Origin of the sequence: uncultured Winogradskyella sp. (genome assembly GCF_963975125.1) — a bacterium.
In the GTDB taxonomy this organism is placed as follows: Bacteria; Bacteroidota; Bacteroidia; order Flavobacteriales; family Flavobacteriaceae; genus Winogradskyella.
In genome coordinates this window covers 39,011-61,665 of record NZ_CAXBGB010000003.1, presented here as the reverse complement: position 1 = coordinate 61,665, position 22,655 = coordinate 39,011, and the positions used below count along the sequence as shown (strand labels likewise).

Sequence of the window (22,655 nt, the reverse complement as noted above, 5' to 3'; positions counted from 1 at the left end):
AATACTTCGTTTTTTTAGAAAAGAGTATGACAAAGAATAAATATATTTGCATTTATATTCTTATAACTAATGATAAATCGATCACTCTTTGAAAATACAGGCACTGCATTTGTATTAAAATCTGATTCTGAATTAGAACGTGCTTACTTTTTGTTTAAAATGATTTCTTCACAACCTTTGGTTCGTATAGGTACTGCTGCAACTAATTTTGCACTTAAGGCAAATTTACCTATTGAAGGATTGATACGCTCTACGGTATTCGATCATTTCTGTGGTGGAGTTAATGAAGAAGATTGCTTACCTGTAATTGATAAGTTATTTGCACAAGGTGTAAGTTCTGTTTTAGATTATTCTGTAGAGGGTAAAGAAACAGATGAACAGTTTGATAATGCTTGCGAAAAAATATTGAAGATTATTCGTTTTTGCGATCAAAGAGAAGCGATGCCTATTGTAGTGTTTAAGCCAACAGGTTTTGGTCGTTTCCATATATATCAAAAAAAGACAGAAGGTTTAGATTTTACTGATAATGAGAAGGGTGAATGGAATAGGATAGTTGCTCGTTTTGATGCCGTTTGTAAATTAGCCAAGGAGAAAGATGTAGAAGTATTAATTGATAGTGAAGAGAGCTGGATGCAAGAAGCAGCAGATAATCTTGTAGAAGATATGATGCGTCGCTATAATAAAGATGTTACTATAGTTTATAATACGCTTCAAATGTATCGTTGGGATCGCTTAGACTATTTAAAAAATTTACACCAACGCGCCAAAGCTGAAGGTTTTAAAATAGGCATGAAGATAGTACGTGGAGCTTACATGGAGAAAGAGCGTAATAGAGCACAGGAGAAAGGATATAAGTCACCAATTTGTGAGACTAAAAAGGTTACTGATGACACCTTTAATTCAACTTTGAGCTACATTCTAGATAACCTTAATGATATTTCTATTTTTATCGGAACACATAATGAAGTTAGTTGTTTTTTAGCAATGGAGCTTATGGAAAAGTATAATATTACAAAGCAAGATAATAAGGTTTGGTTTGGTCAATTATATGGTATGAGCGACCATATAAGTTTTAATTTGGCAGCAGCTGGTTATAATGTAGCAAAGTATATTCCTTTTGGGCCCGTAAAAGACGTGATGCCTTATTTAATTAGAAGGGCAGAAGAGAACACCTCTGTTGCTGGTCAAACAAACAGGGAGTTATCTTTATTAAAAACCGAAAAAAAACGACGTAAATTATAAATTCTTTATTATGAGATTAGGCTAAAAAATCTGTTTAAATATTACGTTTCTCTTTTAAGAGAAAAAATTGTACCATTTCTTTTTATTGTTTGGATTGTTACCATAGCCGTAACCATAACCATAACCTTTTTTTCCTGTTTTTACACTATTTAATAACATCGTCATGTTAGGTAAACGCTTATCATCATATAATGTTTGCGCCACATGGACAAGTTGTCTTTTATCAACACCATCTGCACTCACAACATAAATAAACATGTCTGCAAATTTTGAAATTAATAGTGTATCACTAACCAAGCCAACAGCCGATGTATCTGCAAGAATATAGTCATATTTATTTTCAAAATACTTAAATAGCTCTTCAACTCTGTCGCTCATTAATAATTCTGACGGATTTGGTGGAATTGTACCAGAAGGAATAATATCTAAAAAAGCATTATCTTTATGTTTAATAACTATATCTAGGGGTTTAATAGACTTATCAACAATATAATCTGAAAGTCCTTTTTCTGGCTTATCATTTAACTCTAAGTAATCTAATATCTTTGGCACTCTAATATCCATTTCTATTAATAGCACAGATTTTTCTGAAAAAGATATTGCTGATGCTAGATTAGTGCTGGTGTGCGATTTTCCTTCTTGTGCCTTTGTAGATGTAATAAATATTTTTTTAGACCTCCCTTTTACATCCTTAAGCATAAAATCTATATTAGATCGTATAATTCTGAATGCCTCAGCTTTAGGTGAATAGTCTACCTTTCTTATAAGCTTTGTTTTTTTCGAAGATTTAGGAATGTCTCCTAAATAGGGAACATTAAGAATATCAACTAGGTCCTTTTTTTGATATAACTTAGTATCTAATAAATCTACTAAATAAATAAACCCAATAGGAATTAATAGTCCAAAAATTATTGACGCCAAATAAGTAATCGTTTCGTTTGGTGCAACAGATTTAAAAGAAGAGTAGGCATTGTCAATTATTTTGGCGTTTGGTGAATGCATACCAAGTCTAATCGCCGACTCCTCTCTTTTCTGTAGAAGATACAGGTAAAGTGATTCCTTAATATCTTGCTGTCTTTTAATATCTCTAAACTGTCTTGCCTTTGTCGGAGCTTGATAGAGTTGACCACGTATTCTAGCATTTTCTCTGTTTAAACTGCTTAGGGTAAGTTCTGAAGTTTGCTTTATATTAATTAAAGAATTGTCAAGATTTAATCTTAACGTTTTTATTTGATTATTCAATTGAATAACCACAGGGTTAGTATTGCTAGAATTTCTTAGCATTCTGTCGCGCAGTGCTACCAATTCATTATGATTTTTTATAACTTGAGATGTATTAGAATCACCTAAACCAATATCTGCAGGTAACATATCGCTACTCCTTTCTTTATTACTAAGTTCTTCTTGTAAAAAAGAGGCTAATTCAATGGTATTAGATGTAGCGGATATTTTTGCTTGTAACTGCTGACCAGTTTGTAGATTAATATTGTCTTGAGAACTTAAGGCTATAAGATTGTTCTTTTTTTGTAATTGTTCTGCTGTGTAATCTACTTTATCTAACTCCACAGATACTTTTTGAAGCCTATTATCAATAAAGTCTGATGTTACTTTAATTACTTCTTCCTTGTCTCTAAGAACATCCTTATTATATTCCATAATAAGTTGATTTAAATAATCGACGGCTTTCTCAGCCACAGACTCTCTTAGCTCAAGTCTTATAACACTAGAACCCTTTTCTGTTGAGATATTGACTTTTTTCTGGTACTGATTTACAATTTTTGAAATTGGTCTTACAGTTATTTTAAGATTGCTTCCTATTTGAGGTGCGTAAGAGCCAACATTTGGAACTATTACTATGCCACCATAACTGGTTTCAATTTTATCACCAAAAGCATATACTTTTCCTTCCTTATCATCTCTATTTATTAAGGACTTACCATCGTCCTTAAACATTATGAATTCTGTTTGTGATTTAACTTTTAGATATAAATCGGTGAATATTGTATTAATTACAGAGTCACTTTCAAAAAAATTAATTTTAATTGGTGGGTTTTTGTATAACTCTTTTTGTTTTATTTTGCCTTCAGCAAAACAACGAATGTTTAGTTCTAAAGTTTTAATAATATTTTCAGCAATAGTACGCGATTGTATTACCGCAATTTCATCTTTAATCTTATCTGTCCCTTGTGCAAACAATCCCTCGCTACCAATCTCTTCGATACTGGGCAATTTTGTTGATTGCTTTTCATCTCGGATCTTAATTGTTGCATTTGCTTTGTACTCGTACGTTGTATAACGTAAGTATGTATATCCTAGTAGTATAGCTGCGATAGCAGAAAGCGTAATCCATTTCCAATAAGAAAGAAATAATTCTACTTTCTGTTTTATGTCTACAGTTACTGAATTAGGTTTAGATTCCATAAAGAATTTAAATAAATGAGATTATTTCACTAAGAATACAGCGATAATAGTTGTTAATGTACCAATTGCTGATATAAGTACACCATTATTTTGGTTGTATGTAGAAGAACGAATTTTGGCATTATTAGGTTCTACGTAAATCACATCGTTTTGTTGTAAATAATATACAGGTGAATTCACAGTATTTATAGATGTTAAATCAATTTTAGCGAACTTCTTTTTACCATCAACCTCTCTAATAATTAGTACATTTTTTCGTTTACCGAAGATCGTTAAATCATTGGCAAGTCCAAGTGCTTCTAATATTGTAATTCTTTCATCTTGAATTGTAAATGTACCTGGATTAGAAACTTCTCCAATAATTGTTATTGTGAAGTTAGCCAGACGTATGTTAACAATCGGATCCTTTGCCATTGAACCAATACGATCTACAAGTAAAGATGTAAGTTCTGTACGAGTTAAACCTGCTACTTTTATTTTCCCTAAAACAGGAAACTCTATGTTACCATTATAATCTATCAAATAAGTTTGAACTTGGGAGCTGCTTTGTGCACTTGTTATGTTACTAGTATTATTTGAAATTAAAGGCAGATTAAATGGCTTAACAGTATCTGGGTCTAATGCAGATACATGTATAGTTAAAATATCGTCTGGCTTGTATAAGAGTTGTTTTGGCTCAGACATCAAAAGACCGTCTTCTAGAGGTTCGTCTTGAAAATACACAATATCTTTACCAGATGCACATGATGTAGTCATAACAACAGCTAATATTAAGATTAAAAGAATACGAGTTTTCATTTTTATATTTTTTATAGGTTTAGTTAATAAATCTGGATTATTTTTTTGTATCTAATACTTCATAAGTTGAATTATTTGAGATATATTCTGGTATTAATGATTTTAAAGAAGATACGATTTCTAATGGTTGTGTTAACGAATTTATGCCATTTAACTTATTAATTTGTTTTTCTATATAAACGATATCAATATGTCTCGATTTGGCAATCATTATTTTTTCGTGATATGTTTTCTTGGTGTTTTCACCATCTGCTAATAGCTCCTCATATATTTTTTCACCAGGTCTAAGACCAGTAATCTTAATATCTATATCTTCGGGATATCTTAGACCAGATAGAATAATCATATTAGTGGCAAGGTTATAAATCTTAATAGGTTCTCCCATATCAAACACAAATATTTCTCCACCATTACCCATAGCGGCTGCTTCTATAACGAGTTGGCATGCCTCTGGTATAGTCATAAAATAACGTGTAATCTCTTTGTGCGTAACCGTTAATGGGCCACCTTTATCAATTTGTTTTTTAAACAATGGGATTACAGATCCATTAGATCCTAAAACATTTCCGAATCTTGTGGTAATGAATTTTGTATGACCCTTACCTTTAAGACAAGTTACATAAAGTTCAGCAATTCGCTTAGTAGCACCCATAACATTGGTTGGGTTTACTGCTTTATCTGTAGATATTAACACAAACTTATCTACACTATGTTTAACAGCAATATCAGCAACATTTTTAGTGCCACCCACATTTACGCTAACAGCTTCAAATGGGTTGTTTTCCATTAGAGGTACATGCTTGTATGCCGCTGCATGAAAAACAATTTTAGGCTTATACTGATTAAATATTTGCTCAATTCTTGCTCTATTACGAACATCTGCAACAATAGCATCGACGTTTTCTAATCCTAGTTGTCTAAATTCTTGCTGAATATCATATAAAGCAGACTCTGCATTATCAATTAAGATTAGTTTTTTATATTTATATAAACTAATTTTTCTACAGATTTCACTTCCGATAGAGCCAGCTGCACCAGTAATTAATATTACATTATTATCGTATTGATCTTCTAAATCTGGGTTTTTAATATTTATTGGGTCTCTACCTAATAAATCTTCAATTTTTACTTCTTTTATTTGACCAACACTTAGGTCTCCATCTATCCAATTCTGAACAGGAGGAACAATCTTAACTTTTAAACCTAGCGAAAAAAGATTACCTGTAATTTGTAATAATCTTGAAGGGTCTATGTTTTGAATTGAAATTATAACATCTTCAATATTGTTCTTCTTTATAAAGCTTTCATCAATAGAGCTAATATTATAAACTTTAAGCAGGTTTATTTTTTTTCCAATTTTTCGTTCATCATCATCAATAAAACCCACAACTTCAAAACCATTCTTGGTATCATTCTCTATAGCGTCATAAGCAAGCATTCCTGAATTACCAGCACCAAAAATTAAAACATTAGATATGTTATTAAAGTCTTGTGTTATATAGTTATAAATAGACTTAATAAATAGTTTTGCTCCAATTAGGAATAAGATATTTAATAATAAATGAATATAAATAATAGAACCAGATATATTAAATATCGTATCTTCATTTATAACCCTTCTGCTTATAAAAGTAAAGCTAATGAGCATGGTAGCTAAAATATTTGCTCCGATAACAATATTAACAATATCTTTAAACCCTGTAAACCTTACTACACCTTTGTACGATCCAACTGCAATTAAACTTATAGCAGCTGCTAATATTACATAAGGAACTTGTCTTAATATAACAGAAAAATCAAAATCTATTTTGAAATTGTACCTTATTAAGTATGATAAGAAAAATGTGGCTACTATTATAGATATATCAAAGAGTAACACCAACCATTTTGAGGCGTATTTCTGAGATATTTTATGTAGAAATTTTACTAGCATGATGCAAAATACGTATTTATAGTAGAAACTACTCTATCTAATTCTATATCAGATAAATTAGATCCACTAGGTAAACATAAACCTTTTTTAAATAAGTTTTCAGAAACACCATTTAAGTAACTCGGTGCATCTTTAAAAATTGGCTGTTGATGCATTGGTTTCCATAAAGGTCTAGATTCAATATTCTCCTTTTCTAAAGCTAATCTTAGACCTTCTCTAGTTGATTCTGAATCTAAAAGTATACAGGATAACCAACGATTAGAAAAATAACCTTCTGGTTCTGTTAAAAATTTAATCTTATCTATATGTTTAAAAGCATTGTTATAAAACTCATAATTAGAACGACGTTTTGCAACATGACTATCTAAAATGGTCATTTGCCCACGACCAATACCAGCAATAATATTAGACATTCTGTAATTATAACCTATATGGGAGTGTAAATAATGAGGTGCATTATCTCGGGCTTGTGTTGCTAAGAATACAGCTTTTTCTTTTTGTTCTAAAGTTCTAGTTATTATAGCACCACCACCAGAAGTTGTTATTATTTTATTGCCATTAAACGATAGAATTGATAGGTCACCAAAAGTTCCGCAATTCTTACCTTTATAATAACTTCCTAATGATTCTGCACTGTCTTCAACAACAGGGATATTATATTTTTTCGATATTTCATGGATTTCTTCAACTTTGTAAGGCATTCCGTATAAGTGCACCGGAATAATTGCTTTAGGTTTTTTTCCTTTAGAAATTCTATCTTTTATGGCAATTTCTAGTTGTACAGGGCACATATTCCATGTATCTGTTTCGCTATCAACAAAAACAGGAGTAGCACCTAGGTAAGCGATAGGATTTGCTGATGCAGAAAACGTTTTACTCTGGCAGATAACTTCATCACCATTATTAACCCCAAGAATTATAAGACTTAAATGCAAAGCAGATGTGCCAGATGCTAAAACAGCAACATGTCTGTCTTCATTAAGATAAGATTGTATATCATCTTCAAAGCCATTAACATTAGGTCCTAATGGAGCAACCCAATTAGAATCGAAAGCTTCTTTAATGTATGTTTGTTCTGCACCACTCATGTGTGGTGACGATAACCAAATTTTAGGTTTCATAGGCAAAAATTGTTTAGTAATACTATATTAATATATTACTATATCAATTTCATGTCTTAGAGGGCTATGGGACACAATTAAAATCGGTTAAATATGCGTCAATAAAATGAAAGCGCCCATATAAAGACGATAAAAAGCATATATTTACGTTGTTGCCTAAAGTCTTGATAGAGTATGCGTTGGTTTTATAGAAACTAATATATATATAAGGATACAGGATATAAAAATAAAACAAAATCATTGCGTTATAATTAATTATTGAGACTTTATAATCAGTACTTGGTATTAAGCTATGAGTTATTACAGATAAAGGCTTATTAGTAATAATTTGCTTTCTAACTTTAAAAACTAGTTATTTGTAAATGGTTTACTATATCTAACAGTATCCTTAAACTAATAAATTTACCGTACATAGGTTCAATTCCTAACTTGTACTTAACGGTATTATATTTATTGAATTCTTTGTTTTGATTTAGATTTTAGCCCTTAGCGAATAATGAACATATTAATAACCTCTGCAGGTAGGAGAGTATCTCTTGTGAGAGCTTTTAAAAAAGAGCTTAAGAAAATATATCCTCAAGCTAAAGTTTATGCCTCGGATTCTGATCCTTTACTTTCTGCTGGTTGTCTAGTAGCAGATGATTATTTTGAAGTACCAAGATTAGATGAGTCTTTATATATGGATTCATTAATTAATATATGTAAAGAAAATAGTATATCATTAATTATACCTACCATTGATACTGAGTTATTTCAATTAGCAAATTGTAAATCTCGTTTTAAAGAGAATGGTATTGGGATTTTAATATCTTCTATTAGTTTTATTGAAAAGTGTAGAGATAAAACAGAAACACATAAATTTTTTGAATCTAAAGGAATTACAATAGCTAAGGAATACTCAAAAAATAATTACAAATTACCACTTTTTATTAAACCCATCGATGGAAGTAGAAGTGTGGATACTCACATTATTAGAAACCCAGAAGATATAACAGAATATCATTTAAATAATGATAAACTTATGTTTTTAGAGTATATAGATCAAAATGAATTTGACGAATACACATGTGATTTATACTACTCAAAGGCAAATAAATTAAAGTGTGCAGTGCCACGCAAGAGACTAGAGGTGAGGGATGGGGAAGTTTATAAAGCAGTTACCAAACAAAATACTTTAGTTAATCTCATAAAAAAATATTTAAAGCATATTGAAGGTGCTATTGGCTGCCTTACAATTCAGTTTTTTATGCACAAAGATGATGATACTAAAATTATAGGAATAGAGATAAACCCTAGATTTGGTGGTGGTTTTCCTTTATCGTATTTGGCCAATGCTAATTTCCCTAAATGGATAATAGAAGAGCATTTGTTAGATAGATCGATTGAAGATAAATTTGATGTTTGGGAAAGTGATTTATTAATGATAAGATACGATGATGAAGTTTTAGTCCATGGATATAAAGATTAACGCACATTCTGTAGTAGTTTTTGATTTAGACGATACGCTCTACAACGAAATAGATTTTTTAAAGTCTGCTTATCGTCATATTTCAAAACATTTAGAGACTAAAAACTGGAAACCACTTTATAGTGTTATGCTTTCGATATACAGATCTGAAGGTAACGTTTTTAAATTTTTAGTTAAAAAATATAATATAGACCTTAAGGTTCTTATAGAAATGTATCGCAATCATATTCCGGATATTTATTTATTTGATGGTGTATTAGAAGTTATAAATTCTATTAAATCTAATAAAGGAAAGCTTGGAATAATTACCGATGGAAGAGTGAAAACACAATCGGCCAAATTGAAGGCACTAGGTATTGAAAATTTATTTGATAAAGTTGTGATTTCTGAAGCTTTAGGCACAGAAAAACCTAACGAGGCAAATTATAAAACAATTGAAACTTCACTAGCTGGTTCAGAATATTATTACATAGCAGACAATCTTATAAAAGACTTTGTTACACCAAATTCTCTGGGATGGGAAACCATTGGGTTAATTGATAATGGGTTAAATATTCATGGTAATGCACACCAACATTATAGCAAAGCTAATATGCCAAATCATTTTATTTTGTCTTATAAAGAGTTGAAAATCACTAGATAATCTTAATGCTGTCCTGCTCTATACTTAGGAAAGAATTCTGAATCTGTTGCATTAGTTGAAAGCTCATTGTAAATCTTTTCATTTACAATATATTTCCAAATTTTAAATTTTTTAAATTCTTTGGAAAAAGAAGCCTTAAATTGAAACAAAGAATCTTCATTGCCACCCAAGCCACCACCTAGGTTAAAAAAAGTGAATCCTTCTTCAGTAGCTTTGAGACGCATTTCATCTAAAAACAATTTTGAAGGTTTCATTCTAAGATAATCTGTGCGTGTACCAGATAAATGAAACTGAACGATATTATTTGTTTTAACAAACATAGAACCAGCAATAAATTTATCTGTTTCATCGTCTTTAACTAATAAAATATTAGTCTTAAAATCGTCAATTTTCATGAAATTTAAGAAATAGTCTTTGTCAAAGAAATAGTAATCTTCTGCATCTAAGCGACGCATGTTTTCGTGATAGATATCAACAAACTCTAGAATGTCTTCTTTTGTTTCAGCTTTATGCACAGAGCATTGACGTCTCAATTTATTAATTTGATTCCTATTAGATTTTCCGTAAGCTCGTCGCGATTCTTCAACGGATAAACTTACATCTATATTTACTACTTTTCCAAGATAAATAATACTACCTAACTCTTTTAAAATGGCATCTTGTTCTATATAAGGATGTAATCTACTAAACACTGAAATAATACCTTTTTCTTGAAAATAAGCATTTAGGTTATCCCTAAATTTAGCAAAATTATAATCTAAATTTGTAATATTTGTTAAAGGACCAGAATAACCATAAACAGAAGTAAAATCGTAATAGTTGGTGTTTTTTATTGGTCTTAAAACTAGTGGTATTGCAATTATGTTAGTATCATCTTTATATACTAAAAGAATAGATTCTTCATCTTTTGCTATAGAAATTAAATGATAGTTATAAGTATGGTAAAAATCATAGTTACCAACCTTAGCTAACACGTCATTCCATTCTTTTTTACTAGTAATTTCTGTAATCATTAATAGCCAATTTAACTTGTAATAAACAAACGGTACTTTAGTCTTTAGTGCCAGTAAATGCTGGCATATCCATAGTGTCAGAGTTATTGATATCTTTTCTGTTAATAACCTTATCTATGGTTTTAAAAATAATTTTTAAATCTAACAAAAAAGATTGATTTTCAACATAATAAACATCATATTCAAATTTTTGTTCCCAGCTGATTGTATTTCTACCATTAACTTGAGCCCAACCTGTTATTCCTGGTAAAACCTCATGCCTTCTATTTTGCATTTCATTATAATGTTGCAAATATTTTGGTAAAAGTGGGCGAGGACCAACCAGACTCATGTCGCCTTTTAAAATGTTTAATAATTGAGGTATTTCGTCTAATGAGTATTTTCTGCAAAAATCTCCAGTTTTAGTAACGCGTTCTAATGCAGGTAAAAGGTCACCTACATTATCAGTTTTGTCGTTCATAGTTTTTAACTTAATAATGGTGAAGATATTACCATTTTTACCGGTTCTTTTTTGATAGAAAAAAGGCTTTCCATTATTAGATATAGTAAGCACAAGAATTAGCACTAATAATAATGGTGAAACGATTATTAAGCCGACTAAAGCAGCTAAAAAATCGAATACACGTTTTACTAAGGTTGGATATAGTTTCATAGTATGAAATTATAAGTTTTTATTATAAATCACTTATTATTATTATTATAGCTAAATTAATTCAAAACATTATTAATTATACCCAACAGATCCTTATTTATAATATCAACATCAAATCGTTCTTCTGCATATTTTCTACTATTAATACCCATTTCCTTAATTTTATTAGGGTTAGTGATAAAATATTCCATAGGCTTAACCAGAGCATCAAGGTTTTGAGGCTCTATTAAAAAGCCATTGATGCCTTCTATTACAGATTCTCTGCAGCCTACAGAATCTGTTGTAATAATCGGATTTCCACAAGCACAAGCTTCTAAAGTTGTTCTAGGTAAACCTTCTCTATAATAACTAGGTAGTACAAAAATATCTCTCATATTTAAGTGCTCATCTATATTTCTTTGTTTTCCATGAAATGTAATAATTCCTTTAGCATGTAAATCATTTAATTCATCTTCGCTAATAGCAGAAGGTGAAGTCTCAGCAGCACCTATTATGTGAAATTCTGAATTTGGGTATTTCTTTTTTAAAATTTTTGCAGCATCCATATATAACGCAATACCTTTTTCTTTAATCAACCTCGCGACAAGAAGAAAACTAACTTTATCAGATGCATTTTTTTCAATGAATTTAAATTCATTTAAATTAACACCAGAGCCACTAACAAATTCGACTCTTTGCTTTTTAGAAATCACTTTTCTATCTAAAAGCAATTGGTAATCATCTTTATTTTGAAATACAATAACCTTGTTTTTTCGAATAGATAACTTATACAAGATTTCGTTAAATCGTTGTAATAATCTTGCTTTTGCAGTTAAACCTGTAAAGGTATAACCTAACCCAGTAATTAAGGATATAACTGGTGTTTTAGACATATTAGCCGCTATAGAACCATAGATTACTGGTTTAACTGTATAAGGAAACACTAAATCGATCTTATTGTCTTTCATTATAGATTTTAACACTTGGATTGATTTAAAATCTTTCATTGGGTTTAGGCCTGTTCTCTGCAAGTTAAAAGCAATTGGTGTTGCGCCTAAATCAATAATTTTCTGATGATATGTTTCTGAGTATTCTGGTGCAGCCGTAAATACATCAAAGCCATTATCTATTAAACTCTTAATAAAATCTCCTCTAAATCTTATTAATGAGACATGATGCGAGGCTATAATTAAAATTCTCTTTTTATCTATCATGTTCTAGCTTTGCTTTAAATAATTAAATTTATACCATTTCTGGAAACAATAGTAAGACCAAACCCTAAATGTGCTGTCTTTTTTACTATCTAAATGGTCTTTTACAAGCTGAGTAATGAAATCTATATTGAATATTCCTTGAGATTTAAGCATCCCTGGTTCTATATAACTTTCTATTTCTTTTCGTAAACTTTGTCTTAACCAGTCACCTGTTGGAGAACCAAATCCGCTTTTGCTTTTTTCTAAAAACTCCTCAGGAAACTGATCTCTAAAGGCTTCTTTTAAGATGTGTTTTTTGTTCCAACCTTTCATTAAATAGTTTTCTGGTAAGGTATTTGTGAACTCCCATAAATCTTTGTTTAAGAATGGAGCTCTACATTCTAAAGACGCCATCATGCTAGTTCTATCTACTTTAGCCAGCATACCACCCTCTAAACTTAGCACTTTATCTACATGTCTAAAATCGGTAAGGCTTTCCATTTTTTGCTTACCCAAAACATCTTTATACTCTTGAAATAGATTTTCTTCATAATAATCTGGAGATATAATCTCAGATATTTGATTGCTTGTGTTTGCTAAAGAAATAATATCCCAATAAAAGTCACCCTTATAATTAATAGAATTTAAAAGTTTGTTAATCTGAAATTTTTTACCTCGTGTATCATCTTTATTAATGAGGTATTTGTTACTTAAACCAGCAATTGTCTTGTGCAAACCTTTTGGTACTATGCTAGTGTACTTTTTATTCATTTTGCCAATGTAGTATTTGTTGTAGCCTCCAAATACTTCGTCACCACCATCACCAGTCAATGCTACCGTAACGTGCTCTCTAGTCTTTTCGGACAATAGGTGAGTAGGTAGAGCAGCTGTGTCTGAAAATGGTTCATCAAAATTGACTAATATCTCGTGAATGTTGTTTTTTAAATCGTCTTCATCAATTATAAACTCATGATGATTACTATTTACCATATTTGCAACAACTCTAGATTTATCAGTTTCATCATAGGATGCTTTTTTAAACCCAATAGAGAAGGTGTCAATCTTTTTATCTGTTGTTTGAGATAAACAAAGTGAAATAATTGATGAATCTACACCACCAGACAAAAACGTTCCTAAACCAACATCTGCAATAGATCTGCTATCTACACTTTTATAAACTAGATCTTTTGTTTTCGTTTTTGCATCTTCAAAAGAAATATCAATTGTCTTTGGTTTTGGTTCAGCATTTATTTTATTTATAGTTGTGTTTTGCGATGCTAAATCATATTCTATGTAATGATTGGCTTCTAGCTTAAATATGTTTTCATAAATTGTATGTGGAGCAGGAATGTAGGTTAATCTAAAATATAAATTCAATCCTTTTTTTGAAATGTTAGGAGTAAAATTGATCGTATTAATAATCGATTTTAATTCTGAAGCCCAAATAAATTCCTTGTCTGTATGTGTGTAATACAATGGTTTTTCACCAAAGAAATCTCGCGCAATAAACAATTTGTTTATGTTTTTATCATAGATACTAAAGCCGTACATACCATCTAACCATTTAAACGATTCTACACCATATTTTTCATATGCTTTTAGAATAACTTCAGTATCACTCGATGTATTGAATGTAACACCTTCTGCTTCTAATTTAGCTTTTAGGATTTTATAATTATAGATTTCACCGTTAAAGACAATAACTATCTGTTTATCATCCGAAAAAATGGGTTGCTTACCAGAAGATAAATCAATAATAGATAATCTTCTCATTCCCATACCAATAGAAAAGGCGGCATTTTCTTCTGAAAACAAACCATCTTCATCTGGGCCTCTGTGAATAATTAGATCATTCATAGTATTAAGAATAGAACTTATCTCATTTTTATTTCGGTTGGTTTTGGCGATAATGCCGTTAATTCCACACATGTCTTCTATTCTTATTATTTCTGTATAAACTGATTGAACTTTGCATAAATACTATCTAATTGGTATTCTTTTGCTCTCTCTAAACTTAGCATGCTATATTTTTCTCTTTCTTGAGGGTTTTTATGAAAGTAATCGAGAGCATGTCTTAACGCGATGTGGTCATCATTATTAACTAGTAAACCGTATTTACCAATAAAAAACTCGCCAACCTTAATATCTACTTCTTTATTTTCATTGAGTAGTTCTAAAGGACCAGATAAACAATTTGTAGAAATACATGGCAACCCAATAGCCATAGCTTCTATCAAAGCATTCGGAAACCCTTCTGTAAATGATGATAATACAAAGCAATGACTATCTAGCAAATAATCATTCACGTTTTTCACTTTCCCCTTTAGAAAAACACTGTCATTGAGTTGAGAAGCACTGATTTCATTTTGTAAATAATCTTGCAAATCACCACCTCCAAGAATACTAAAATTATAGTCTAATGCAGATGCTTTAATCGCACGTATCACCATTATTTGATTCTTTCTTTTGTTTAAAGTACCAGCCGTAATAATTTTTAATGAAGTTGTGTTAACATTTAAGTCTTTTGCAACTATAGTTTTTTCTGGTATTACAATCGGATTGTAAATCACTTCCATCGGAATTTTTACTCCAAAATTATCCTTTAAATCTCTATTGATGTGTACAGAATTTGAAAATAACTTATCACAGCGGTTATAAAAAATTGGATAAAACAGTTTAGATATGTATAAAGAGAGCTTGCTGGTTACATTATCTGAAGGAAATCCTCTCTCGCTAATAATAGTTTTTACACTTTTATTAAACATAGAAATAATTCCATTTATAAGGTTTGGAAAGGCCAGAAATGAAACTGAAATAGCAATATCTTCAGTTTTTACAAAACGATAATACTTTGTGATAAATCTTAACGAATCTATCATTTTTAAGTAAAATGGTCGATCAGGTTCATTTTCCGAAAGTACTTTAATAGTAATTTCTTCAGGCACAGGAAAATGAATGGTATTATAGAAAAGGACAAGTGTTACATTATAGTCGTTTTTTAATTCTTTTAAAAGAAGACTAATCACCTTTTCTGCACCACCACTTCCAAGTGTTATACTAAGTATGCTTATATTTTGTTTGGTTTTTGGAGACATTGTTTGTTTTTTTCACCGCTTTAAGGATGTGTTACTTTTTTATGCCTTCCCAACCTAATCCTTTAAAACATGGACCTTGAAAGACTTCGTTAAACACAATACCGTTATGGCCTCCATTCAACTCTATTAACTTCACTTTATTATCCTTATCTACTATTAAATCCCAACCTACACACCTTATGAATGGTATGCGACTATGCATTCTCTTAACTTCAGCGACACAGGCATCAAATGAGGGCAATACTCTCCCTGCAAACGGAATGTCATTGTCTGGAAGATGTTTCATTGTTTCCCAATTTGGAAAATAGGCATCTTCACCTAGTTTACCAGTTTTAACATCTATATGTATATAAATAGCAGAGGCAGACTGAACATGAGTTTCACCTTTACGTCCAAATTTAAAAAAACCAGAATTCACATCAATATTACCATTATCATCACAAATGGATGTAATACGAATTGTTGCCACGGATGAGTTGTTAAATTCTGAGAAGAAAGGATGCTGCTCAATAAAACTTTGAAAAACTCCATTCCCTAGATTTCTTATAACATCAATATCGAAAGATTTTTCATCAAAGATATAGATGCCTTTTCCTTGACGAGAATTCTCTACCTTAAAAACCACTTTTTCATTTTTAGCAAAAAGAAATTTTTTGATTTTTTCTTCATTTAGTATCTCATAATTTGGACTCAAAAATAGAAGATTAGCATAATAACAAATATCTAAAGAATCAGTTTCTTGTAATAGATTGCTTATTACTACAGTTCTGTTACATATATCGCCATATAATCCATTAAAATTTGGTACAACAACCTCTCCGTAATAATTATCTGGGATCCAACCTTCTTTAAATTCCTGAGCATAGGTACAGTAAACAATTAACCATGGAGCATATCTTTCATTACCAAAAATATCTCTAGCATATTCCTTGCATAATTTTACATTTTTAGGATCAAGTTTTCCTTTTATGGCCTCAATAGATTGAAGATATTTGCCTGCCTTTTTTTTATGTTCTGCATGATAGACGTACCATTTGCCTTTTTCAATAACATTTTTAACTGTGTTTATTGCTGCTCTCATATTAATTGGTCTAGGTTAGAAATAATAAAATTTTAAGCGTTATTTTTTATGTAAATTTCCCCAATTTAATCCTTTGAAGTTAGGTCCTTGAACTGCTTCACTAAATTTGATTCCGCTATGTCCTCCGTTCAATTCTATTAATCTCACATTGTTGTTCTTATCAATAATTACATCCCACCCTACGCATCTTATGAACGGAATACAACTATGCATTTTTTTAATTTCACTTAAACATTCATTGAATAAAGGCAACTCTTTACCTGCAAAAGAAATATCCTTATCAGGAAGCTGTTTAGTTGATTCCCAATTCGGATAGTAGGCGTCTTCGAATAGTTTGCCAGTTTTAATATCTATTGGTATTTTCATTGCAGAGCTTGATATCACATGTGTATCGTTATCACGTCCAAATCTAAAATAGCCCACTTTTGGATGAATTTCACCATTATCATCACAAACAGATGTAATACGAATTGTTGCAACAGATGATGTTGTAAATTCAGAGAAAAATGGATGCTGCTCTATGTAATCTTGAAAAACACCATTCCCTAATTTTTTTATAGCATCTATATTGAAAGTTTTTTCATCAAAGAAGTATATTCCTTTTCCTTGTTGAGAGTTTTCAATCTTATAAACAACCTTTTCATTTTGACTGAAAAGTAATTTTTTTAATTTCTCTTCATTAAGAACCTCGTAATTTGCACTTAAAAATAGACGGTTAACATAATAGGCAATATCTAAAGAATTAGAGACATTTACTAATTTGCTTATTGCTGCATTTTTATCACCTATATCACCATATTCTCCATTGATATTTGGGATAACATGCTCTCCATAATAATTGTTTGGAATCCAACCTTCTTTAAATTCTTTTGCGAAAGCAGAATAGACAAATAACCAAGGTGCATATTTTTTATTACCAAACACGTCTTTTGCATATTCAATACACAACTTTTTATCTTTAGGGTTAAATGCTCCTTTTTTTGCCTCAACAACTTTGAGAATCCTTTTAGCATCATTATTATGCTCTATGTGATAGGCAATCGTTCTACCTTTTTTAATTGTATTTTTGATTAGTGCTCTCATGTTATTGTTTTTTTTGTTAGTAGTATTAATTACTTAATTCTAAAGCTTCGAAAAATAGTTGTTCATAATCATTTAGAATTATATTTTTATTGAACTTTTTATACACGGATTCTCTAATTACTTCTGGATTCCAGTTCCTTTTGTCATTTAGTCTTTTTAGAAATTCATCTTCATCTTCAACTAAAAAACCATTAACTTCGTCTTCAACAATCTCTTTAGTACCTCCTGGAGAATTAAATGCAATTACTGGTGTACCTACAGCACAACTTTCTAATAACGCATTAGGGAATCCTTCAGAATAAGAGCCCTGCAAAAACATATCATGCTCAACTAAATATTTAGAGACATTATCAGTATATTTTACAAAAGTTATGTTGTCCTCTAGACCTAATTCTTTTATCTTTTTTAAAATAAGATCATAATAGACACCCTCTCCTACAATGGTATATTGAAATGGAAACGAAAGCTTGCCAAGTATATCAAGTATTCTAAGATGCCCTTTTGTTTTACTTAGTCTACCAATAGTTATAAATTTTTTGATTTCATTATGTGAATCGTTTGTTTTAATAATATCTGTTTGAGTAACAGGATTGTTTATAATTCTAATTTTTTTGTCATTCATATCATAGACGTCCATAATACTCTGTTTCATATCTGCTGATTGACAAATCATATAGTCTAATTTTTTTAAGCCATAAAGGAAATAATTAAAAATAGACATAATTGGTGGTTTTTTCTTTTTAACCAATTTTTTATTCTCATTAGGAGCATTAAGTATACAGGCATGTCTTCCTATAAAAACGGTGTTTTTAAATAGAATAGAAATTAATCCCATTAAAGAATTTAAATGCGATATTGTGCTCACTGCTACCTGAGGCTTTTCTCTTTTAATTAATTTAGCAACGGAGAATATACCTCTTAGTACACGTGTTTTATTTAAATAAATAACAGGTATGCCAGAAACTGGGAATTTACTTTCCTTTTCTAAGCCAATTACAATTAGAGTAGAATCAAATTTTTCTTTGTCTAAATTTTGAGACACGAAAGATATAACTCTCTCTGCTCCACCAGCAAAAAGTGTAGGTACAACAAAAAAGATTTTTATTTTTTTAGTCATTACTACTTTAGTATTAGTTGTTTTTTATATTTAATTGTTCACCAAATTTTTGATCACATTCATGCTGCCAAAATTTTCTAAACCCAGATGATTGGTGCAATGTTAATTCTCCAAAATAGGTTTTACCACTTACAGCATAAAAATCTACTCTTAGGTATATAAAATCCTTTGCTAACTTTTCTGCAAGCACTATCATTTCTTCTAAATTAGAAGGCCTTGGTATATCTCTTCCGTTTGGTCTTCCCCAATTACATGGCAATAAACTCCAGTTGGTATCGTATAAATTTCTTGCTCTTGTCTCTTCATGTCTATCTAAATCAACTCCAAAAAAGACGACTTTACCATTAAAACAATGAATCTTATAATCATCTGGTATACTACCATCTTCATTGGTTATTAGCTTTTCAACCACAATTCTAGGTTCAATATTTTTGTATTGCCATTCTCTTGTACTGAAATAATGGTTTTCTTTTAAAAGCCTTTTAAATCGTGTTCTAGTACTTTTCCAATCTATTGCAGATTTATCTGTTATTATTACACCACCAGAACTATCATGATTACATTTTATAATATGATCAACGTCTGGTAAATTTTCTGGTCTAATATCATTAGAGTTTTTAGTTTCATATAGCAATGGGATTAAATATTCCTCACCAATCTTTTCCTTTATGTAGGCTCTTACCTTGAATTTATCTGCAATTGTTGTATGTATATCCTCTCTATGATTAAGTTTTAACCAATTTATTTTTTCATTTAAAGTTTGAGGATCATCTAAATCTAGTTCATAACCCATATGCTTTTTAAAGCTATTTTTTATAATAACCTTATCTGGAATCATATTTAGGACGAATTCGTAGAGCTTATAGAATGGTCTTACGATATTATATCCAATATCTGACTTCCTATAGATATTAGATAATTTTTTCCTTAAACCATGTTTTCTTAAATCAGTACTCATTTTTATTCTATTATTTGTTATGATGATTTAAATGTGCTTAATTATTTTTTTGATATCAACCTCTCCAATTTGTTTGGCAGGGATACCAGCTAAAACGATATTATCTTGTTCAAAAGATTTATTTACAACAGCATTGGCACCAATAGCTATATTGTTTCCAATTTTAATGTTTCCATAAATCTTAGCTCCTGGTGCTATATAAACGTTATCTCCAATTTGTGGAGCTTCCTTTTCACCACCAGATGCACCAATATTTACACAAGCATGCATTCTACAATTGCTGCCAACTTTGGTACGACTATTAATAACGATAGTTCCATAATGTATAATAGATAAACCTGGTCCAAAAACATTTATAGGAATTGAAAAACCAAGTTTAATAGATGTCTTTTTGAATCTATACTTTAAGTAAAATATATAGAGTTTATTAATGCCTTTATTTTTACAATTATTGTAAAACTCTAGCTTGCGCATTCTTTTTTGGAACGTCCAAATTGGGTTAGGAGAGAAATAACGCACTATTTTCCCTTCTAAGCTTTTAGATTTTATACCAAGTGCTTTTTTGTCTTGATTAACGTATCTGATATAATCTTCTTTAGAACTTATCATGCTTCTAAATATTTGTCGTATTCAACCTCTTCTATACTCAATTTATGAATTTGATATTGAATCCACATTGCTGCAAATGTCATATAGAAAAAGGTGAAAAAGTTATGATTTGCCAGTAAAAATATTGCTAAAGAAATGGTTTGCATAATAAGATATGGTGCTTTTTTAAAAAAGATGAAACTTTTAAAGAAGAGATAGCCTATATAAATTAAAAATAAAAGAAATGGTAATATACCTGCTTCGCCTATAATCATTAAATATGTATTGTGAACACCCATAACCCGAGTCTTTCCTGAAAATGTACCATAACCGCTTCCTATTAATGGGGACTCAAAAATTTGATCGTAAAATAATGCCCAAGTTTCTGTTCTAGAATCCTCACTTATCTCTTGGCTAGAAACATTCTCATTATTTACAATGTTCTTTAATTGTTCAAAACGAGGGTTATTAAGACCAACAACTTGGTCAATGAATAACAATGTTGCAAATATTAAAAACCCAATACCAAAAATTTTTATATTTTTTATACTGATTTTCAAGGAAATAATATTTAATAGTAACCAAATTACTATAAATGTTCTAGAGAATGTAAGTAATCCCATCAATGTAAATACAAATTGCCCAATTAATTTTAAAGTCTTATTTTTTATTCCGTAAGTTATAGAGTAACCATATATAGATATAAATCCAGCTACATTTGCATTTAAATAAAATCCAGAATATCGACCAAAATCACTAGTAAAATATAAAGCTTCGACACCTATGCTTAATGCTCCTATTAAAAGAAAAACATATAATTCTGTATTGTTAACGCGTTTTGTCAATTCATAACCACCAATTATAAAAATAAAGTACTTTATAACTTCTACTATGAAAATAGTAGCAGGACGATAGAATTGTAGGCTAGAAATGAGGAAATATAATGTAGCAATGATAATCATCCACCAATTTGGTGTTGTTTTTTTTTCTAAAGCGTAATAAATAAACAACATGAAGATAGTACCATAACTAAGAGCTGTACCTATACCACCACCAAAGGCCATGAGACCAAATGAGGGCAGATTGAATAAAATCAGCGCTAAACATATGTACTTTATTATTTTCATTCTTATGTTGAGATATATACAGTTAATCTCTTTGTTTATTAATTACTTAATATGACTGTTTATTAATGATACCCATTTGGCTATCACTTTTTCGCTTACATAATTTTCTGTTGTTTCTTTAGCTTTTTTGGAAAATTGATTTTGCAATTTTTCATCATTTATTAAACCTGATAATTTATTTGTTAATTCTGCTTGGTCATTTACAGGCACTAAATAACCATTAATTCCATCATTTATCAAATCTGATGGCCCAAAATTACAATCTGTAGAAATAGATGGCAAGCCATAATGCATAGCTTCTAAAAGCGCATTAGGAAACCCTTCAGTTTTAGAGGTGAATACAAAAATTGAGGCTTCATTGTAAAACTTATGTATGTCTTTAACTTTTGATATAATTTTAACTTTTTCCGATAGATTGTAGCTTTCTATAAGCTCATTTAGTTCTTGTTTTTTAGCACCTTCTCCAATAATTTTTACCTTCCATTCTTTTGGATTAATAGCATAAAAAGCTGTTATTAATTCGTCATGACATTTGTTTTTATCTAGTCTCCCAACTGTTAAAATAATTTTTTCATGTTTTATAGTGTTAGTCCTTTGTTTAGACAATTCTGATGAAATCGGATTTGGCAATATAGTAATTTTGTAAGGTCTTATTTTTTTCTCATAAATTTTTTTTATGCCTTTAGTTTGTAATACTAAACTATTGGCTAATGGATAAACAAATCTTCGAAGTATTACCCATAACTTTGGAACCTCTTCAACTAATGGATTATTTCGCTCACTTATTATACAAGGGATGCGATTTAACTTTGCTGCAATTGTAGTGAGAATGTTTGCTGATGTTATAAAGCCGATGAGTATATCTACTTGCTCTTTTATAGCTATTTTAGAAATTCTCTTCACCAAAATATAGTTCAGCTTAAGGGAATCAAACATAGAACTTGGTTGCTGCACTTCATCTTGGCAAGAAACCACTTTTATTCTTTCATCTAAAGCATAAAAAGGCGTGGACTTAGTAAATGTAATGATGGTGATATCAAATCTTTCAACAAGTTCATTACTTAGCGTGGATATAACACGTTCTGCACCACCTGAAGAGAGTTTACCAATTACAAATCCTATTTTCTTTTTTTTATGTTCCAC

At 30.3% G+C, this 22,655-nt stretch carries 19 protein-coding genes; 3 read left to right on the top strand and 16 right to left on the bottom strand.

The window, feature by feature from the left end; genetic code table 11:
• Positions 1 to 69: 69 nt before the first annotated feature.
• The gene (locus tag AAC053_RS01070; protein WP_339751719.1) at positions 70 to 1,242 is read left to right on the top strand and encodes a proline dehydrogenase family protein; all 1,173 of its coding nucleotides are present in this window, start codon (positions 70 to 72) and stop codon (positions 1,240 to 1,242) included.
• 54 nt (positions 1,243 to 1,296) lie between these two features.
• Here the strand turns inward: AAC053_RS01070 and AAC053_RS01065 are convergent, their stop codons facing one another.
• Genes AAC053_RS01065 through AAC053_RS01050 form a run of 4 tightly spaced genes read right to left on the bottom strand, consistent with a single transcriptional unit; the run spans position 1,297 to position 7,515 of the window.
• Positions 1,297 to 3,663 (bottom strand): polysaccharide biosynthesis tyrosine autokinase, encoded by a 2,367-nt coding sequence (locus AAC053_RS01065; RefSeq protein WP_339751717.1) that lies wholly within the window; start codon positions 3,661 to 3,663, stop codon positions 1,297 to 1,299.
• 21 nt (positions 3,664 to 3,684) lie between these two features.
• Positions 3,685 to 4,461 carry a polysaccharide biosynthesis/export family protein gene (locus AAC053_RS01060; protein WP_339751716.1) on the bottom strand — a complete coding sequence of 259 codons (777 nt, stop codon included), beginning with the start codon at positions 4,459 to 4,461 and terminating at the stop codon, positions 3,685 to 3,687.
• 37 nt (positions 4,462 to 4,498) lie between these two features.
• Positions 4,499 to 6,394: a nucleoside-diphosphate sugar epimerase/dehydratase gene (locus AAC053_RS01055; RefSeq protein ID WP_339751714.1), complete on the bottom strand. Its 1,896-nt coding sequence runs from the start codon at positions 6,392 to 6,394 to the stop codon at positions 4,499 to 4,501.
• On the bottom strand, positions 6,388 to 7,515 hold the full coding sequence (locus AAC053_RS01050; RefSeq protein WP_339751713.1) for an aminotransferase class I/II-fold pyridoxal phosphate-dependent enzyme: 1,128 nt from the start codon (positions 7,513 to 7,515) through the stop codon (positions 6,388 to 6,390). Before AAC053_RS01050 ends, AAC053_RS01055 begins: the two co-directional genes overlap by 7 nt.
• A 496-nt stretch (positions 7,516 to 8,011) precedes the next feature.
• Here AAC053_RS01050 and AAC053_RS01045 point away from each other — a divergent pair, with 496 nt between their 5' ends.
• Positions 8,012 to 8,983, top strand: coding sequence for an ATP-grasp domain-containing protein (locus tag AAC053_RS01045; RefSeq protein WP_339751711.1), 972 nt, complete (start codon positions 8,012 to 8,014; stop codon positions 8,981 to 8,983).
• Positions 8,967 to 9,626 (top strand): HAD family hydrolase, encoded by a 660-nt coding sequence (locus tag AAC053_RS01040; protein WP_339751709.1) that lies wholly within the window; start codon positions 8,967 to 8,969, stop codon positions 9,624 to 9,626. Before AAC053_RS01045 ends, AAC053_RS01040 begins: the two co-directional genes overlap by 17 nt.
• A gap of 2 nt (positions 9,627 to 9,628) precedes the next feature.
• Here the strand turns inward: AAC053_RS01040 and AAC053_RS01035 are convergent, their stop codons facing one another.
• Genes AAC053_RS01035 through AAC053_RS00980 form a run of 12 tightly spaced genes read right to left on the bottom strand, consistent with a single transcriptional unit; the run spans position 9,629 to position 22,655 of the window.
• Positions 9,629 to 10,639: a peptidoglycan bridge formation glycyltransferase FemA/FemB family protein gene (locus AAC053_RS01035; protein ID WP_339751707.1), complete on the bottom strand. Its 1,011-nt coding sequence runs from the start codon at positions 10,637 to 10,639 to the stop codon at positions 9,629 to 9,631.
• Positions 10,640 to 10,676: 37 nt separating this feature from the next.
• Positions 10,677 to 11,291, bottom strand: coding sequence for a sugar transferase (locus tag AAC053_RS01030; RefSeq protein ID WP_339751705.1), 615 nt, complete (start codon positions 11,289 to 11,291; stop codon positions 10,677 to 10,679).
• A 56-nt stretch (positions 11,292 to 11,347) separates the two neighbouring features.
• On the bottom strand, positions 11,348 to 12,484 hold the full coding sequence (locus tag AAC053_RS01025; protein WP_339751703.1) for a glycosyltransferase family 4 protein: 1,137 nt from the start codon (positions 12,482 to 12,484) through the stop codon (positions 11,348 to 11,350).
• Positions 12,485 to 12,487: 3 nt separating this feature from the next.
• Positions 12,488 to 14,392: an asparagine synthase (glutamine-hydrolyzing) gene (gene asnB, locus AAC053_RS01020; RefSeq protein WP_339751702.1), complete on the bottom strand. Its 1,905-nt coding sequence runs from the start codon at positions 14,390 to 14,392 to the stop codon at positions 12,488 to 12,490.
• A gap of 14 nt (positions 14,393 to 14,406) precedes the next feature.
• Positions 14,407 to 15,558, bottom strand: a complete 1,152-nt coding sequence (locus AAC053_RS01015; RefSeq protein WP_339751700.1) for a glycosyltransferase — start codon at positions 15,556 to 15,558, stop codon at positions 14,407 to 14,409.
• 31 nt (positions 15,559 to 15,589) lie between these two features.
• Positions 15,590 to 16,639 carry a sugar-transfer associated ATP-grasp domain-containing protein gene (locus AAC053_RS01010; RefSeq protein ID WP_339751698.1) on the bottom strand — a complete coding sequence of 350 codons (1,050 nt, stop codon included), beginning with the start codon at positions 16,637 to 16,639 and terminating at the stop codon, positions 15,590 to 15,592.
• Between the two features lie 39 nt (positions 16,640 to 16,678).
• A complete protein-coding gene (locus tag AAC053_RS01005; protein WP_339751696.1) occupies positions 16,679 to 17,722 on the bottom strand; it encodes a sugar-transfer associated ATP-grasp domain-containing protein in 1,044 nt (347 codons plus the stop codon).
• Positions 17,723 to 17,747: 25 nt separating this feature from the next.
• Positions 17,748 to 18,839: a glycosyltransferase gene (locus AAC053_RS01000; RefSeq protein ID WP_339751694.1), complete on the bottom strand. Its 1,092-nt coding sequence runs from the start codon at positions 18,837 to 18,839 to the stop codon at positions 17,748 to 17,750.
• Positions 18,840 to 18,852: 13 nt separating this feature from the next.
• On the bottom strand, positions 18,853 to 19,797 hold the full coding sequence (locus AAC053_RS00995) for an ATP-grasp fold amidoligase family protein (protein ID WP_339751692.1): 945 nt from the start codon (positions 19,795 to 19,797) through the stop codon (positions 18,853 to 18,855).
• Between the two features lie 27 nt (positions 19,798 to 19,824).
• On the bottom strand, positions 19,825 to 20,406 hold the full coding sequence (locus AAC053_RS00990) for a serine acetyltransferase (RefSeq protein WP_339751690.1): 582 nt from the start codon (positions 20,404 to 20,406) through the stop codon (positions 19,825 to 19,827).
• Positions 20,403 to 21,512 (bottom strand): O-antigen ligase family protein, encoded by a 1,110-nt coding sequence (locus AAC053_RS00985; protein WP_339751689.1) that lies wholly within the window; start codon positions 21,510 to 21,512, stop codon positions 20,403 to 20,405. The genes AAC053_RS00990 and AAC053_RS00985 overlap by 4 nt, the downstream gene beginning before the upstream one ends.
• A 42-nt stretch (positions 21,513 to 21,554) precedes the next feature.
• Positions 21,555 to 22,655: a glycosyltransferase family 4 protein gene (locus AAC053_RS00980; RefSeq protein WP_339751687.1), complete on the bottom strand. Its 1,101-nt coding sequence runs from the start codon at positions 22,653 to 22,655 to the stop codon at positions 21,555 to 21,557.